We start from the raw sequence: 15591 nt of genomic DNA, 5'->3' as shown, positions 1-15591 counted from the left end.
CGGCAATCCGCTTCAACGATCCGTAAGAATCCTTCCGTCGCGCAGCGGCGGCGCCTGCGTACGGCAGAGCACCCTTACCAGCAACCAGCACAGCAGAGTCGATACGACAAACCAGATCCCCGCCATGAGCACGGAGACAGCGGAGAAAATGGTACGCGGCGCAAAGTCATTGCCGACGAATCCGCTGATGCAAACCATCGTGAAAGTCGCCACGACCATCGCCAGCGTACCCGCCAGCCACAGCCGTAGCGGCCGGGTCTGCGACATGGTTCGCGGCAATCCAAGCAAACCTCCGAGGAACGCAGGCAGCACCAGGGCGATCGAGCCTGCATATGGGATCGCGGGGGACGCTTCCAGCTCGCTGCCATAGAACTGCATCGCCATGGGCGCCACCAACTGCGCCAGCACCAGCAGCCAGGACCACGCGAACAGCGTGAACATCAGCAAGGCGCGTCCGCGCAACTCTGCCGGCTGAGGCGAAGCCGGTATCGCCTGCCCGCGCAGAACCGAAAAAGCCAGCCCTATCGGAACCATCACCGCAGCCACCGTAATCAGATGACCCAGGACCAGGCTCAGGATCGCGACCAGCTGCACGCCCGCGTAGTGGTCGTACGCCGTGAGCAACGCCTGCGCCGCCATCTGCCAGGCGAACATCAGCGCAACGCCGAGCAACCCCTTGAGCACCCCGATACCCACGGCGGCATAGTCAGGCAAACCGGCAAGGCGTCGCCGCTCGAGCATCCACTGCGTAAAGCCCAGCGCGAACGCCGCCGATATCACCAGGCCGGCCAGGTCGCTGCCCAGCATCATATAAAGAACTCCCAACCGCCTCGCATCGTCCATGCCCATCGACATGTATCGCCAGCGATAGAGGCCGAAGGTGGCCAGCGCCAGGCTCACCGCCATCACGGCGAGCATTACGGCATACGGAAACGACGACGGCTTTTCCTTGGCTGATGGCACTTTCCAAACCCCCTCGTGATCTTGTCAGACACAGGATGCCCGATCAGGCACATCACGTGCACCCGCGTTCCATCCGCATTCCCTGCCCCACCCTTATGGACGCCTGATTTTGTTCGTCATCCCGGAATCGCGAAGCGATTTCCGGGACCCAGTGCCCTTGGGCATCGCCGCGTTGCGCGAAAGGCACAGGGCCTTATCTCTCAGGGTCTTTCTTCGTCGGCCAGAAGCTCTCGTGCAAGGCGCCGGACAACTCATCGGCCAAGCGATCGAAACATCGCGCCGGCGCCTTGGGCGACGCCTGGAGATCATCCGCTTCGTCGCTGATGCGCGCGGTGAGATCGGCAAGCAACCGGATCTCGTCGCGTATGTTGCACAGTTGTTCATGCGCCTCTTCGGGAAGCTGGTAGTACATCTCGGCAACCTGGTTCTTACCCATGGCCCATCACTCCTGGTGAGCGTGACAACGTGTGGTGGCTTCGCTGACACCCAACGGCTTCTTCATTGCCATCGTTGGAGCCCTCCGGTGGCCACGCAAGAGAAAAGTGACTCGGGCGCCAGAGGCGCACGAAAGCTCTTCGCTTCAAACAACCAACCAGAGCAAGAGCATCGCCCGCCAGCGGGCTCCTACAAGAATTCGCAAGGTGGATGACTCGGGCGTCGAAGGCGCACGAAAGCTCTTGCCTGTGGGTGCTGATGCAGCAGCGAGCATTCAGCTGAAGGCACTGGACCCCAGCCTACGCTGGGGTGACGGGTAGGCAGTATTCGAACGAGCGCTTCGTCGCTTACGTTCCCGCGAACAAAGCCTGGATCCGGCCGTACGCCATCGCGCCCTTGGCCAGCGACTCGGAGCGCCCGCTATCGAGAAAATCCCGCGCCAATGTTTCAGCGTGGCCCCACAGCATCTGCGAGATGCCCGAGCCCGCGCTGAAGCGCCGCACGCCGAGCTGGTCCAATTCGTCGACCGGCAGCAGGCCCGGCCACGCCATCACGTTGAGCGGCAGGCCGGCCCCCGCCACGATGGCCTGGATCTCCGCCGGGTCATGCAGGCCGGGCACGAACAAGCCGTCGGCACCGGCCGCGCGATAGATCGCGCCGCGCGACAGCGTTTCATCGACCCGTCGCGAGGCCTCGGCCAGGTTGGCCAGATACACGTCCGTGCGCGCATTCACGAAGATGTCCGAACCCGCTTTTGCGGCAGCGTTCTTGATGGCTTCGATTTTCGCGGCGAGCGCGGTCGGCGCCTGGCTGCCGTCCTCGATATTGATGCCGGCGACGCCGACATCGAGCAGCCGCCGGATCGTCTCGCCTACTGTCGCCGCATCATCGGAGTAGCCGTTTTCCATGTCGATCGACAACGGCACCGTGAGGACGCGCGCGATGCCGGCGGCGGCATGGATGGCGGCATCCACCGGCAGCTTCCCCCCATCCGCGTAGCCGAGCGCCCAGGCCAGACCCGCGCTGGTGGTGGCGATGGCCGCGGCGCCCAGGCTTTCGAACAACCTGGCACTTCCGGCGTCCCAGGCATTGGGCAGCCGCAACGGCTGCGGGCCGCCGTGCAATTGACGGAAGATGGCTGCGTTCTCTGACATGTCGAGCTCCCGATGCATCGCCGATGCGGATCGTGCATTCTGCTTGAAGTTTCATCCCGGCAACAGGCGCGCCCTTGCAACGGTTCGCCGCGATACCGCGAAGCGCATGGAAGAATCTCCCGGAAGGGACGAAATCTGCATGAGCTGAAGGCACCGGGCCCCAGCTGGCGCTGGGGTGACGGGTAGGCGGGATTCCCGCGAGCACCAGCCGCTCACCCCAACCCTCCTCCACCTGCAACGGGACTCCTTTCGGTCGCCTCCGGGGAGAGGGAGCAAAGGAAAACCCGCCGGACAGGCGGGCCTCCTCATAGCGGCAAGGCGCGCCGCGCCTCACCCCAGCAAGACCCGATTCATTCGCTGCACGAATGCCGACGGATCCGGCAGCTGCGCCCCGGCGGCAATCTCCGCCTGCTCCAGCAGCAGCGTGGCCAGATCTTTCGCCTTCGCCTCATCGGTTTCGGCTTCCACGCGTTTCAGCAACGCGTGCTGCGGATTGATCTCCAGCGTCGGCTTGTTGTCGGGCATGTCGTGGCCGGCTTCGCGCAGCAAGCGGGCCAGGTGCGGGGCCATTTCGTAATCGCTTAGGGCGAGGCAGGACGGCGAGTCGGTGAGGCGGGCGGAGACGCGCACGTCGCCGACGCGGTCGCCGAGCAGCGCCTTGAGCTTCTTGACCAGCGGCTCGGCCTCCTTCGCGGACTCCTCCTGCTTTTTCTTGTCCGCTTCATCCAGCGGCAGTTCGCCCTTGGCGACGTTCTGCAGTTTCTTGCCGCCGTATTCGCTCAAAGACCCGAGCATCCATTCGTCGATGCGATCGGACATCAGCAGCACTTCGGTGCCCTTGGCCTTGAACGCTTCGAGCTGCGGGCTACCGATGGCGGCGGCGTAGCTGTCGGCGGTGATGAACCAGATGGTGTCCTGGCCCACCGGCATGCGGCCAATGTAGTCGTCGAACGAGACGGTCTGCGCGCCGCCCTCGCCTTTGGTCGAAGCGAAGCGCAGCAACTTGGCGATGCGCTCGCGGTTGTTGGCGTCTTCGCTGATGCCTTCCTTGAGCGTGTTGCCGAACGCCTTGTAGAAGGTGGCGAATTTCTCCGGCTCGTCCTTGGCGAGCTTCTCGATCAGGTCGAGCACGCGCTTGACGCAGGCGGACTTGATGCGGTCGAGCTGGCGGTTCTGCTGCAGGATCTCGCGGCTGACGTTGAGCGGCAGGTCGTCGGCGTCGACCACGCCACGCACGAAGCGCAGGTAGTTCGGCAGCAGTTCCTCGGCCGCGTCCATGATGAATACGCGCTTGATGTAGAGCTTCAAGCCCTTGCGCTCGTCGCGGCCGCCCATCATCAGGTCGAACGGCGGCTGCGAGGGGATGTACAGCAAGGTGGTGAAACTCTGGCTGCCTTCGACGCGGTTGTGCGTCCACGCCAGCGCGTCGTTGAAATCGTGGCCTAGCGACTTGTAGAAGCTCTGGTAGTCCGCGTCGCCGATCTCGGACTTGGGCTTGGTCCACAGCGCCGAGGCGGCGTTGACGGTTTCGAATTCGTCGGTGGGCTTGCCGTCTTTCTCTACCGGCATGCGGATCGGGAAGGCGACGTGGTCGGAGTACTTGGTGATCAGCGAGCGCAGCTGCCAGCGCTTGAGGAATTCGTCCTCGTCGGCCTTCAGGTGCAGGATGACAGTCGTACCTCGCTCGGCCAGCTCGACCTGCTCCAGCGAATATTCGCCCTTGCCGTCGCTCTCCCACTTCACGCCCTCGCCGGCCGGCGCGCCGGCGCGACGCGTGAGGACGGTGACCTTGTCGGCCACCACGAAAGCGGAATAGAAGCCCACGCCGAACTGGCCGATCAGCCGCGCGTCGGCTTTCTGCTGGCCCGACATCGCTTCCAGGAAGCGCTTGGTGCCGGAACTGGCGATGGTGCCGATGTTCGCCACCACCTCGTCGCGGTCCATGCCGACACCGTTGTCGCGGATGCTGACGGTGCGCGCATCCGGATCCCAGCTCACGTCGATATGCAGCTCACCGTCGCCGGCCATCAGCTCGGGTTTGGCGATCGACTCGAAGCGCAGCTTGTCGCAGGCGTCGGAGGCGTTGGAGATCAGCTCGCGCAGGAAGATTTCCTTGTGCGAGTACAGCGAGTGCGTGACCAGGTGCAGCACCTGGGCGACTTCGGCTTCGAATTTGCGGGTTTCGGCGGGTGCGTTCATGCGTGGATGTTCCGTTGTTGCGTGGATGTTGAATTCTCTGGATCGTCATTCCGGCGCGGGCCGGAGCGGCGGATGGGAAAGTGTACGGTTTAACCAGGTTCAGCTGGTCGCTGTGTCTTAGCTGGCGTTCCGCAGCGCAGCGATGCGCTCGTCCAGCGGCGGGTGGCTCATGAACAGTTTCTTCATGCCCTCGGCCAGCGGACCGGAGATGCCGAACGCGGCGATGGTGCTGGGCAAGGTGCTTTCGCCGTGGTTGGCCTGCAGGCGCTGCAGCGCCGAGATCATCGCGCCGCGACCGGCGAATTTCGCCCCCGCGGCATCGGCGCGGAACTCGCGCCAGCGCGAGAACGCGGCCACGATCATCGAGGCGAACAGGCCGAACACCACCTGCAGCACCATCACCACCACGAAGTAGCCGATACCGCCGCCGTCGCGATTGTCGCGACCGCCGGACAGCCAGCTGTCCACCGCCCGGCCGACGATGCGGGCGGCCAGGATCACCAGCGTGTTGAGCACACCCTGGATCAGGGTCAGCGTCACCATGTCACCGTTCGCCACATGGCCGATCTCGTGACCGAGCACGGCACCGATCTGCTCGCGATCCATCTGCTGCAGCAGACCGGAACTCACCGCGACCAGCGCATGGTTCTTGGTCATGCCGGTGGCGAACGCGTTCATCTCCGGCGCGTCGTAGATCGCCACCTCGGGCATGCCGATGCCGGCGTTCTGCGCGTGGCGGCGTACGGTGTCGACCAGCCAGCGCTCGGTCTCGTTCTGCGGCTGGGTGATCACCTGCGCGCCGGTGGACCACTTGGCGATCATCTTGGACATCGCCAGCGAGATGAAGGCGCCGCCCATGCCGAACACGGCGGCAAACGCCAGCAGGCCGCCCATGCCGCCATAGCCGCGGCTGGCGGCCATCTGGTCGATGCCGAGCAGGTGGCAGACGATGCTCAGCAGGACCAGGACGGCGAGGTTGGTAGCGATGAACAATGCAATGCGACGCATGGCTGTCTCTCTCTTGGGTGTGGCAGTCATGAAGGGGGATATGCGCGGAGCGCGTGGATGAAAATTCGGGGCACGGGTGCACAGTTTCAAGGGTCCACGATGTCTGTCGGCGACCGATGCGTGGCTTAAAATGGCCGCATGACCTACCGCGGCCGCTTCGCCCCTTCGCCCACCGGACAACTGCATTTCGGCTCGCTGGTGGCCGCCGTGGGCAGCTGGCTGCATGCGCGGCATGCCGGCGGGCAATGGCTGGTGCGGATGGAGGATATCGACCCGCCGCGCGAGGTCGCCGGCTCGGCGGCCGGCATCCTCGCGGCGCTGCCGGCGTTCGGGCTGGTGGCCGATGCGCCGCCGCTGTTCCAGTCGCAGCGCATCGCGGCGTATGACGCGGCGTTCGGGCAGCTGCGTGCGGCGGGCCAGTTGTTCCCGTGCTGGTGCAGCCGCAGCGAGCTGGCTGCCGGGGGTGGTTTGCATCGGAATGGCCAGTGCATCGCCGCCACCAATCCGGACCGCTCCCCGGCATGGCGCTTGCGCGTACCGGATATCGAAGTGGATTTCGACGATGCGCTGCGGGGACCGCAGCGTGAAAATCTGCGCGGGAGCGTCGGCGACTTCGTGATACGCCGCGCCGAGGGTTTCTATTCCTACCAGCTGGCCTGCGTGGTGGACGATGCGTTCCAGGGCGTCACCGAGGTGGTGCGCGGCAGCGATCTGCTCGATTCCACCGCGCGGCAGATCTGGCTGCAGCGCTGCCTGGGCCTGCCGACGCCGGCGTACCGGCACCTGCCGCTGGTGATGGGCGCGGACGGCCGCAAGCTGTCCAAGTCCGAACAGGCCAGCCCGGTCGATCCCGCCAACCCGCTGCCTGCGTTGCGGCAGGCGCTGACCTTTCTGTCCGTGCCGATTCCGGCAGCCGCGACGGACGTACGGGATCTGCTGGCGCATGCGCTGGCGAATTTCGACCCCGCGCTTTTGCCGCATTGCAGCGGTCACTCTGCCGTCTGAAACGCTATAAAGCTGATTGTGTATCGGCATGCCGTGCGATTGCAGCAACACCTTGGCATGATGCCGATACGACAGCCCTCTGCTTCACTCCACAGGAGATCAAGGATATGACCCAGCGTACGGCATTGGTCACCGGCGGCACCGGTGGTATCGGCAGCGCGATCGTTCGTTACCTGGCCGGCCAGGGCCACAAGGTCGCCACCAACTACCGCGACGCGGCCAAGGCCGAGACATGGCGCCAGGCGATGGCGAAGGACGGCATCGAGGTGTGCATGGTGCCGGGCGACGTCTCCGATCCGGATAGCAGCGAGACGATGATCCGCGCGATCGAGCAGCAGTGCGGTCCTGTGGATATCCTGATCAACAACGCCGGCATCACCCGTGATACCACCTTCCACAAGATGACCTACCAGCAGTGGATGGACGTGATCAACACCAACTTGAACGCTTGCTTCAACGTCACCCGTCCGGTGATCGAAGGCATGCGCGCGCGCAAGTGGGGCCGTATCGTGCAGATCAGCTCGATCAACGGCCAGAAGGGGCAATACGGCCAGGCCAATTACGCTGCGGCCAAGGCCGGCATGCACGGCTTCTCGATTTCGCTGGCGCAGGAGAACGCGAAGTTCGGCATCACGGTCAACACGGTTTCGCCCGGCTACGTCGGCACCGAAATGGTGATGGCGGTGCCGGAAGAGGTTCGCGAGAAGATCGTGGCGCAGATCCCGGTGGGACGCCTGGGCCGGCCGGACGAGATCGCGCATGCGGTGGCCTTCTTCACCGGCGACCAGGCGAGCTGGATCACCGGCGCGAACCTGGCGATCAACGGCGGGCATTACATGGGTTGGTAAGCGGCGCCCCATGCTCCCCCTGTAGGAGCCCACTCGTGGGCGATGCCGTTGTTTTGATATTTGGAGATTCAGAGCAACGGCATCGCCCACGAGTGGGCTCCTACCGGGGAGTCAGCAGCTTCTCCAGCACCTTGCCCACCGCCGCGAAGGCGAATGCGCCGGTAACGTGGGTGGCCGCACCAAGGCCGCCGCCGCAGGCGAGATTCAACGCATCGCCACCTGGCGGCCGGTTGCCGCATACCGTGCCGTCGGGCTGCGGGTACTGCACGTTCTGCAGCGAGTACACCGCGGACACGCCGAAGTAGCGATCGGGATTGCGCGGAAAGTTGAAGTCGGTGCGGAGCTTCTTGCGGATCAGGCTGAACATCGCGTCGTGCTCGGTGCGCGACAGGTCGCGTACGCGGATCTGGGTAGGATCGGTACGTCCGCCGGCCGAACCCACGCTGACGATGGGCAGCTTGCGTCGGCGGCACCAGGCGATGGTCTCCAGCTTCACGCGGAACGCGTCGCACGCATCGAGCACCGCGTCGTAGCCGCGGTCGAGCAGTTCGTCCAGCGTCGATGGGGTGAGGAAGCGCTCGATCGCTTCCAGCCGGATCGCCGGATTGATCGCATGCGCCCGCGCCGCGATCACGCCGACCTTCGGCTTGCCGAACTCGCCGTCCAGCGCATGGAGCTGGCGATTGGTGTTGGACACGCAGACTTCGTCGGCGTCGATCAGGGTGAGCCGGCCCACGCCGCTGCGCGCCAGCGCCTCGGCGGCCCATGAGCCGACGCCGCCGATGCCGATCACGCAGACATGCGCCTGCGCCAGCCGGTCCAGCGTGCCGGCGCCGTACAGCCGCTCGATGCCGGCGAAACGTTCGGCCGCCTCAGTCGCCCTCATCGGTGCCGCTCCGGCAGCGGGCGGACGGAGGCGACGACGGGAACACGGAAGGCAGGCATGGCTTTCATGCCGCGCATTCTACGTGGTGTCGCCGCCGGCGCTTGCTATGCTTGGCCTTTTCCCATTGCAAACCATGAGGTATCTATGCGCGCCGCCCTCCTGATCGTGCTCGGCCTGGTCATCGGCATCCTCGGCACCGTGCAGGTGATGAATGTGCTGGGCGAGCGCAATCCGCTGCCCAAGGCGGTGATGCACGTGATGGCTTATCACGCCGGCGAGCTCAAGCACGCCATGAAGGCGCAGCGCTGCGATGCCCAGTCCACGCGCCCGCACCTGCTGGCGCTGCAGGCGATGTCCTCCGACATCCGCCCGGCCTTCGCCGGTGCGGACCCAGCCCTCTTCCAGATCGCCGACAAGCTGCACCGGGCCGCCGATGCCGCCGTGCAGGCCGCTCCCGCCGACTGCCCGGCCCTGGACGCCGCATTGAAGCCGGTCGGCGAGGCCTGCCAGTCCTGTCACCAGCAATACCGCTGAAGCACTGGATTCGCTCGCCGCATAACCCGCCATTTCGGGTAGGCAAAACGCCATTTTCAGTGCCCTGCGCCTGAGCCCCGCCGGACCATGCTCGCCTCATCCCGTCCGTTCCGGCGTCCATGAGGCTCAAGCAGTCCGTCGCCTCCGGCCGGTGCGAAGCCGGTACGAGCGACCTCGGATTGCAGCAGATGTCGATGGCCTCGATCGACGCGGAGCCTGCCTTCACCGGCGCCGATCCGGATTTCCTGCACCTCGCAGGCAGGCTGCACGGCACACTGGCGGATGCCGCGCAGGCGTCGCCGATCGATTGCCGCGCGCTGGACGCCACCAGCTGGCCAGTGCTGCAGACCTGCCATGACTGCCACCAGAAATACGATTGAGGCTCGGGGCGCCTCGCCATTGGGCCATTAGCTCGTCATCCCAGCGAAAGCTGGGACCCAGTGACTTCAATTCGTCGAAACCCAAGGACGCTGGGTCCCAGCTTTTGCTGGGATGACGAGCGATCGCGAGTTCTTCGAGGTTCCCTAGAACTTGATCTTCCCGCGCAGCGCCTGCCAGTACATCACCCAGTCGCCCATCAGACTGTAGAGCGGATGGCGGAACGTCGCGGGGCGGTTCTTCTCGTAGACGTAGTGCCCGATCCAGGCAAAGCCGTAGCCAGCGATCGGCGCCAGCCACAGCCAGCGCGGCTGGCCGCTGACGATAGCCAGCAACACGATCAGGATTACCAGCGTGCTGCCGATGAAATGCAGCCGCCGGCACGTGCGGTTGCGGTGCTCACCGAGGTAGTAGGGATAGAACTCGCTAAAACGGGTGAATTCGGACATGCGAACCTCCAGATGAAGCCGCGGCAACCGGCCCGGCGCGCTGCGCCAAGGCGCAAGAGCGCAAGAGAACTCAGCGCTCCGGCAGCGGAATGAACTCTTCCTCGTCACCGCGCACCTTGCCGAAGCGCTGGGCTGCCCAGTCGGCCTTGGCTTGCTCGATACGTTCGCGCGTGCTGGCGACGAAGTTCCACCACAGGTGGCGCTCGCCATCCAGCGGCGCGCCGCCGAACAACATCACGCGGCTCGCTTCGCGTGCGCGCAATGGTGGTGCCGATGGTCCGGCCTGCACCGCCATCTGGGTGGCGCCGACGTCCAGCGCCCCCCAGCTGACCGCACCTTCGACGACATGCACGCCGCGTTCGGCGTGTTCTTGCGGAAGTGACAGTTCGGCGCCTGCGGCCAAACGCGCCTCCAGAAAGAACATCGGCGCGAACACCTTCACCGGCGAGTGCTCGCCGTACGCGCTGCCGGCGATCAGCACGGCCTCGATACCGGGCTGGCGGATCTGCGGCAGCGCAGCGCGATCGTGGTGATGAAATTCCGGCTCCACCTCGGCATCGGTCTGCGGCAGCGCCACCCAGACCTGGATACCGTGAAGCTTCTGCCCGCTCTGGCGTTCTTCCGGCGGCGTGCGTTCCGAATGCACGATGCCGCGGCCGGCCGTCATCCAGTTCACTTCGCCAGGGTAGATGTCGGCCATGCTGCCCAGGCTGTCGCGATGGCGGATCGCACCGTCGAACAGCCAGGTGACCGTGGCCAGGCCGATATGCGGATGCGGCCGCACGTCCATGCCCTTGCCGGCGCTGAACCGGGCGGGCCCGATATGATCGAAGAACACGAACGGACCGACGTGGCGCACCTGCAGCACGGGCAGCATGCGTCGAACCATGAAACCGTCGCCGAGATCGTGCACGCGGGCGTCGGCAATCAGTTTCGGGGTGGCTTCCATCGGGCTTTCCTCCGGTTCACCAGGCACGCTGATACTGCACCGGCGCGGCGATCTGCGCATCCAGCAACTGCGCGGCACGGCGCGGGAAATACGGATCGCGCAGACTTTCGCGAGCCATCAGCACCACATCGGCCTCGCCGTTCGCAACGATCGCGGCGGCCTGCTCGACTTCGGTGATCAGCCCCACCGCACCGGTGGCGATGCCGGCCTCGCGCCGGATGCGCGCGGCGAACGGCACCTGGTAGTCCGGTCCCAGCGGAATCCTCACGTGCGGCAGCAGGCCGCCGCTGGAGACGTCGATCAGGTCCACGCCGAGGGACTTCACTTCTTCCGCCAGCCGCACGCTCTGTTCGATGTCCCAGCCACCAGCATCGGCCCAGTCCGTGGCCGAGATGCGCAGCCACAGCGGCAGCTCGGCCGGCCATACCTCGCGTACCGCGACGATGACCTCGCGCACGATGCGGCTGCGATTCTCGAAACTGCCGCCATAGTTGTCGCTGCGCTGGTTGCTCAGCGGCGACAGGAACTGGTGCAGCAGGTAACCGTGTGCCGCGTGCAGTTCGATCAACTCGAAGCCGGCCGCCAGCGCCCGCTGCGCGGCGGCACGGAAGTCCGCAACCACCGCGCGTATGCCGGCCTCGTCCAGCGCCTGCGGCACGTTCCAGCCCTTATCGAACGCCAGCGCCGACGGCGCCACGGTCAGCCAGTCGCCCTGCCCGCCCGGCACCGGGCCATGGCCTTGCCACGGCCGCAGCGTGCTGGCCTTGCGCCCGGCGTGCGCCAATTGAATGCCGGGGATCGCACCTTGCGCCTTGATGAACCGGGCGATCGGCTGCCATGCCTCCGATTGGGCCTGATTCCACAGGCCGGTGTCCTGCGGCGAGATGCGCGCCTGCGCCGACACCGCGGTGGCTTCGGCGATGACCACCGCCGCTCCACCGACGGCTCGGCTGCCCAGATGCACCATATGCCAGTCGTTCGGCACGCCTTCGACGGCCGAGTACTGGCACATCGGCGAGACCACCAGGCGGTTGCGCAGGCTGAGGCTGCGCTGGGTGAACGGTTCAAACAGATTCATCGTGCAGATTCATTAGTGGTTTCCGCAGCAGAGACAGCCCATCCAGATGCTGGCTGAAGTCCATGGAATCAAGCGACCGTGCCCGCGTGCCTGACGGCTGCGGCGTCCTGGCCGGCGAGCCAGCGGGCGATGCGGGCAGCGACGGGAGCCGGCGTTTTCATCCAGCCAAAATGATCGGCCGGCCCAGCCAGCTCCTGCGGCGCGATCACATCCACGCTGCGTTCGCCCGGCCCCAGCTTGCCCAGCAGCCAGTCCAGCGACGCCTGCGGTGCGAGCCAGTCGTCGCGCAGGCGCAATGCCAGCAGCGGCAGCCGCACTGACGCCAGTTGCCGTTCCATATCCTGGGTCATGCCCGCGGCCGCGTAGCGGCCGGTGCGCCCTGTGCGCGACCAGTCGGCGATCACGCCGCGCGCCTCGTTGCCGCCAAAGCCGATCCGGCGCCCAGGCAGATAGCCCAGCACACGGGCCAGCCAGGGGGCCAGCGCGTAAGCCACGACGATCAGCCAGCCATGCCGGAACCGGCGCCAGTACGGCGCCCCACTGGCCACCAGCAGCAGGCCGGCAAACTCGGCCGCATGCAGGCTGGCGTACAGCAAACCCAGTTGACCCCCCAGGCTGTGCCCACCCAGCCAGCAGGTCGCCTGCGGCCAGCGTGTGCGCAACGCCGCCATCCCGGCCGGAAGATCGTCCTGCAGCAGTTCGCGATAGCCCCAGTCGCTGGCCCGACCGGCACGCCGATTGCTGGAACCGATGCCGCGCCACTCGTGCACGGCCACCGCTGTCCCTTGCGCCGCCAGCGCTTCGGCCAGCGGCAGGTAGTGCCGGGCCGATATGCCCATGGCCGGCATCCAGTACAACAACCGGTGCCAGTCGCCGGCGGGCTGGACGCACAGCAATTCGAAATGGGAACCGTCGACGGCCGCCACCTGAATCACCACCGGCTCAATCCCCGCGGCAACGACAACTTCGGCAGAATGATCGGACATCCCGACAGGCTAACGAATTGGCGCGATCATTACAAAAAAAGGCCGGCATATGCCGGCCTCTTCAAAAAACAGGATCCGCCACCTCAATCAAACGGGTGTGACGTCTTCGGCCTGCAAGCCCTTCTGGCCGTCGACGACCTTGAAGCTCACCTTCTGCCCTTCCTGCAGGCTTTTGAAACCCGAACCCGTGATGGCGCGGAAATGCACAAACACGTCAGGGCCATTATCGCGGCTGATGAAGCCGAAACCCTTGGCGTCGTTGAACCACTTGACTGTACCCACTTCACGATCCGACATGACTCACTCCGATCCATTACCAGACGCTGAGACAAACCGGCCCCAACGGGCCGACGGTTTACTGAGCATGCAGGGGCGGGTGCAACGGCGGATTCAGGAAACCCTTACGGGGCACGCACGTAGCCAAGCAGACACAGTGGCCCAAGCATAACGGATTTCATGCGCGCAAGTGATTTGTCAAGCCGATTGTCACGGCGATTAACCCGGCGGGATAAAACCGGGCATCGCTGTCAGGTTTCCCGTGGAAAAGTGCCCATCGGCCGGGGCACTTCGCCGGCCTGCCGGTCCTTCTGGCCTTGCGCTGCCATGTAAGGAGACCTGCCGCCTTCCCGAAAACTTGACGCCGCCGGTAATCGCCCGAAAATGCACAAAGCGTCCAAGCCCATTGCCACCGGCAATGAATCGATCAATGCATTCGATTTTGTCCATCGGGCGGTAAATTCAGATTTCCTTTACCTCGAACCTTGTCTAGTGTGGATAAATTCCGCGATCCGCTACCGGCTTGCCATTCGGCCGCCGGCAAGGTCGCCAAGCTGGAGGAGTGTCGACAATGCCTATCCTGACCCGTCTGACGCTGGTCGCCATGGTCGGTGGTCTGTTACTGACTGGTTGTGCCGAGCAAAAGGCCACCCGGACGACCACCACATCGACTGAAACATCCTCTGCAACCACCTCCGCAGCCGCCGCCGGGAATGCCCGCCAGCGCAGGACCCCCAAAGGCCATATCATCGTCACCGACGTCAACCTGCCTGACCGCACCGGCATCCCGGCCTGCGACGATTATCTGTCCAGCTACCTCGCCTGCCATCGTGCCGCGGCCATTTTTGCGCCGAATCAACTGCAGTCTCGTTACGAGGCGATGCGCACCAGCCTGCTGCGCGACTCGGAGAATCCCGACATCCGCCCGCAGCTGGCGGCACGCTGCAACTCGCTGGCCAGCCAATTGCGCGAGGCCTTGCACGGCAAATCGTGCGCGGAAACACCCGCCCCGAACAGCAGCGGCAGCGGCACGCCCTGATTCCGGGTACGGTGCCGGCGCTTACTGATCCTTCGAGACGGCACGCAATGCCTTCGCCAGCGTCGCCGGCTGGGTGCGGCCCAGCCGGATTTCCGGGGTGCCGTGCCAGCGGGCCGTCTCGACGATCGCCTTGGCCACAGCCTGGACCAGCGAAGGCACGGGCGTCACGCCGGGCTCCAGAAACAAGGCCTTGATCTCGAAGACGCCGTCGCTGCGATGTGCCTTCGCGTCGAGCCGGCCGATCAACTGGCCGCGATGCAGGATCGGCAGCACGAAGTAGCCGTAGCGGCGCTTCGCTGCCGGTGTATAGCACTCGATGGTGTATTCGAAATCGAACATCGTCAGCGTCCGTGCGCGATCCCATACCAACGGGTCGAACGGCGACAGCAGTGCCGTATGCGTGGCGCGCAAGCGGCCCTGCCGCACCTTGTCCAGCACGTCGCCGTGATCGCGGTGCACATACCCCGGCGTGGCCCAGCCCTGCACCGGCACCGCCAGCAGTTCGCCGCTGGCCAGCAGCGGCGCCAGCTCATGGTCGGTGACCTTCGGCCTGAGGCGAAAATAATCGGCGATCCAGCCGGCCGGCGTCACGCCCAGCGCGCGCACGCTGTCGATGATGAAGCGACGCCGGAGGTCCGCCGCCGAGAATGCGTCGGCCGCGGGATCGAACGGTGGATCGAGCCGCGCCAGTACACGTTCGGCGAGGTCGTATACGCGCTGAAAATTCTCCCGTCGAGCCACCATCAGCTCGCCCAGTGCGAACCAAGCCTCCAACCAGCGCTTCTCTGGCTTCCATTCCCACCAGCCCGGCTTGGCCGCGCCGTCCTTGCGCACAAAGTCCGCCGCGCGCACCGGGCCGGATTCGCGTATGCCGGCCAGCAGCGCATCCATGTCGGCGCGTTGTTCGCGAAGCATGCGCGCCGCGTGCCGCTGCGCCCAGTGGTGCATGCGCTGATCGTGTCCGCCGCGATGCCATCCCACATCGGCCGCGCTGATGAAGCATGCCTCGTGCGCCCAGCATTCGGCCAGGCGACCTTGGGCCAGGGCCTCGTCCAGCCAGCTCATCGGGTAGTCGCCCAGCCGTGCATGCAGTACCAGATACGGGCTGCGCGCCACCACATGGATGGTGTCGATCTGCAGCAGGCGCATGCGCTCGACCATCGCCACCACATCGCCGGGCCGGGGGCGCCGCCGCAATGGCTGCAACAGGCCTTGCGCAGCCAGCTGCAGCAGGCGCGCCTGCGTCCGGCTCAGCATGCGGCCATCACCTGAAGCGGGGCTCAACGACACGGCAGCTTCACGGTGTGTTGATCAGGATATTGAGCCGGCATTTACAAAGTCCCTGTTAGCGTGACCCCGAGTTGGACACCGGCAACGGAGGTCCCGCCCCAATGGATTGCGGAT

At 65.4% G+C, this 15591-nt stretch carries 17 protein-coding genes; 5 read left to right on the top strand and 12 right to left on the bottom strand.

What is annotated here, in order from left to right; translation table 11 throughout:
* Window positions 1-12: 12 nt before the first annotated feature.
* The 5 genes from ACFPPB_RS01400 to htpX all read right to left on the bottom strand — a co-directional run bounded on the left by ACFPPB_RS01400 (window position 13) and on the right by htpX (window position 5759).
* Complete coding sequence (locus ACFPPB_RS01400; RefSeq protein ID WP_377323639.1) at window positions 13-900, bottom strand: hypothetical protein; 888 nt, start codon at window positions 898-900, stop codon at window positions 13-15.
* A 256-nt stretch (window positions 901-1156) separates the two neighbouring features.
* Entirely contained in the window at window positions 1157-1399 is a 243-nt protein-coding gene (locus ACFPPB_RS01395; protein WP_377323637.1) for an XAC0095 family protein, read from the bottom strand.
* Between the two features lie 346 nt (window positions 1400-1745).
* Window positions 1746-2552 (bottom strand): isocitrate lyase/PEP mutase family protein, encoded by an 807-nt coding sequence (locus ACFPPB_RS01390; protein WP_377323635.1) that lies wholly within the window; start codon window positions 2550-2552, stop codon window positions 1746-1748.
* A gap of 330 nt (window positions 2553-2882) precedes the next feature.
* The gene (htpG, locus tag ACFPPB_RS01385; RefSeq protein ID WP_377323633.1) at window positions 2883-4751 is read right to left on the bottom strand and encodes a molecular chaperone HtpG; all 1869 of its coding nucleotides are present in this window, start codon (window positions 4749-4751) and stop codon (window positions 2883-2885) included.
* A 117-nt stretch (window positions 4752-4868) separates the two neighbouring features.
* Window positions 4869-5759: a protease HtpX gene (htpX, locus tag ACFPPB_RS01380; protein WP_377323631.1), complete on the bottom strand. Its 891-nt coding sequence runs from the start codon at window positions 5757-5759 to the stop codon at window positions 4869-4871.
* Between the two features lie 138 nt (window positions 5760-5897).
* Between htpX and gluQRS the strand changes: the two genes are divergently transcribed.
* On the top strand, window positions 5898-6764 hold the full coding sequence (gene gluQRS / locus ACFPPB_RS01375) for a tRNA glutamyl-Q(34) synthetase GluQRS (protein ID WP_377323629.1): 867 nt from the start codon (window positions 5898-5900) through the stop codon (window positions 6762-6764).
* 107 nt (window positions 6765-6871) lie between these two features.
* On the top strand, window positions 6872-7612 hold the full coding sequence (gene phbB / locus ACFPPB_RS01370) for an acetoacetyl-CoA reductase (RefSeq protein ID WP_377323627.1): 741 nt from the start codon (window positions 6872-6874) through the stop codon (window positions 7610-7612).
* Window positions 7613-7712: 100 nt separating this feature from the next.
* On the opposite strand, the gene ACFPPB_RS01365 is transcribed toward phbB, so the two are convergent.
* On the bottom strand, window positions 7713-8498 hold the full coding sequence (locus ACFPPB_RS01365) for a tRNA threonylcarbamoyladenosine dehydratase (protein WP_377323625.1): 786 nt from the start codon (window positions 8496-8498) through the stop codon (window positions 7713-7715).
* Window positions 8499-8555: 57 nt separating this feature from the next.
* Between ACFPPB_RS01365 and ACFPPB_RS01360 the strand changes: the two genes are divergently transcribed.
* Window positions 8556-9032 (top strand): cytochrome C, encoded by a 477-nt coding sequence (locus tag ACFPPB_RS01360; RefSeq protein ID WP_377323623.1) that lies wholly within the window; start codon window positions 8556-8558, stop codon window positions 9030-9032.
* A 119-nt stretch (window positions 9033-9151) separates the two neighbouring features.
* Complete coding sequence (locus ACFPPB_RS01355; protein WP_377323621.1) at window positions 9152-9412, top strand: hypothetical protein; 261 nt, start codon at window positions 9152-9154, stop codon at window positions 9410-9412.
* 144 nt (window positions 9413-9556) lie between these two features.
* Here the strand turns inward: ACFPPB_RS01355 and ACFPPB_RS01350 are convergent, their stop codons facing one another.
* From ACFPPB_RS01350 to ACFPPB_RS01330, 5 genes are all read right to left on the bottom strand, one after another.
* Complete coding sequence (locus ACFPPB_RS01350) at window positions 9557-9859, bottom strand: Mpo1-like protein (RefSeq protein ID WP_377323619.1); 303 nt, start codon at window positions 9857-9859, stop codon at window positions 9557-9559.
* 70 nt (window positions 9860-9929) lie between these two features.
* Entirely contained in the window at window positions 9930-10808 is an 879-nt protein-coding gene (locus tag ACFPPB_RS01345; protein ID WP_377323617.1) for a pirin family protein, read from the bottom strand.
* A 16-nt stretch (window positions 10809-10824) separates the two neighbouring features.
* A complete protein-coding gene (locus ACFPPB_RS01340; RefSeq protein WP_377323615.1) occupies window positions 10825-11886 on the bottom strand; it encodes an NADH:flavin oxidoreductase/NADH oxidase in 1062 nt (353 codons plus the stop codon).
* Between the two features lie 68 nt (window positions 11887-11954).
* A complete protein-coding gene (locus ACFPPB_RS01335) occupies window positions 11955-12872 on the bottom strand; it encodes an alpha/beta hydrolase family protein (RefSeq protein WP_377323613.1) in 918 nt (305 codons plus the stop codon).
* 87 nt (window positions 12873-12959) lie between these two features.
* The gene (locus tag ACFPPB_RS01330) at window positions 12960-13169 is read right to left on the bottom strand and encodes a cold-shock protein (RefSeq protein ID WP_072761891.1); all 210 of its coding nucleotides are present in this window, start codon (window positions 13167-13169) and stop codon (window positions 12960-12962) included.
* A 550-nt stretch (window positions 13170-13719) separates the two neighbouring features.
* On the opposite strand from ACFPPB_RS01330, the gene ACFPPB_RS01325 reads away from it, so the two are divergent.
* The gene (locus ACFPPB_RS01325; protein WP_377323611.1) at window positions 13720-14187 is read left to right on the top strand and encodes a hypothetical protein; all 468 of its coding nucleotides are present in this window, start codon (window positions 13720-13722) and stop codon (window positions 14185-14187) included.
* A gap of 21 nt (window positions 14188-14208) precedes the next feature.
* Here the strand turns inward: ACFPPB_RS01325 and ACFPPB_RS01320 are convergent, their stop codons facing one another.
* Window positions 14209-15444, bottom strand: coding sequence for a winged helix-turn-helix domain-containing protein (locus ACFPPB_RS01320; protein WP_377323609.1), 1236 nt, complete (start codon window positions 15442-15444; stop codon window positions 14209-14211).
* Window positions 15445-15591: the final 147 nt, after the last annotated feature.

Source organism: Rhodanobacter terrae, assembly GCF_042657005.1.
Taxonomy (GTDB): domain Bacteria; phylum Pseudomonadota; class Gammaproteobacteria; order Xanthomonadales; family Rhodanobacteraceae; genus Rhodanobacter; species Rhodanobacter terrae.
This window is presented reverse-complemented; position numbering and strand designations above follow the sequence as displayed.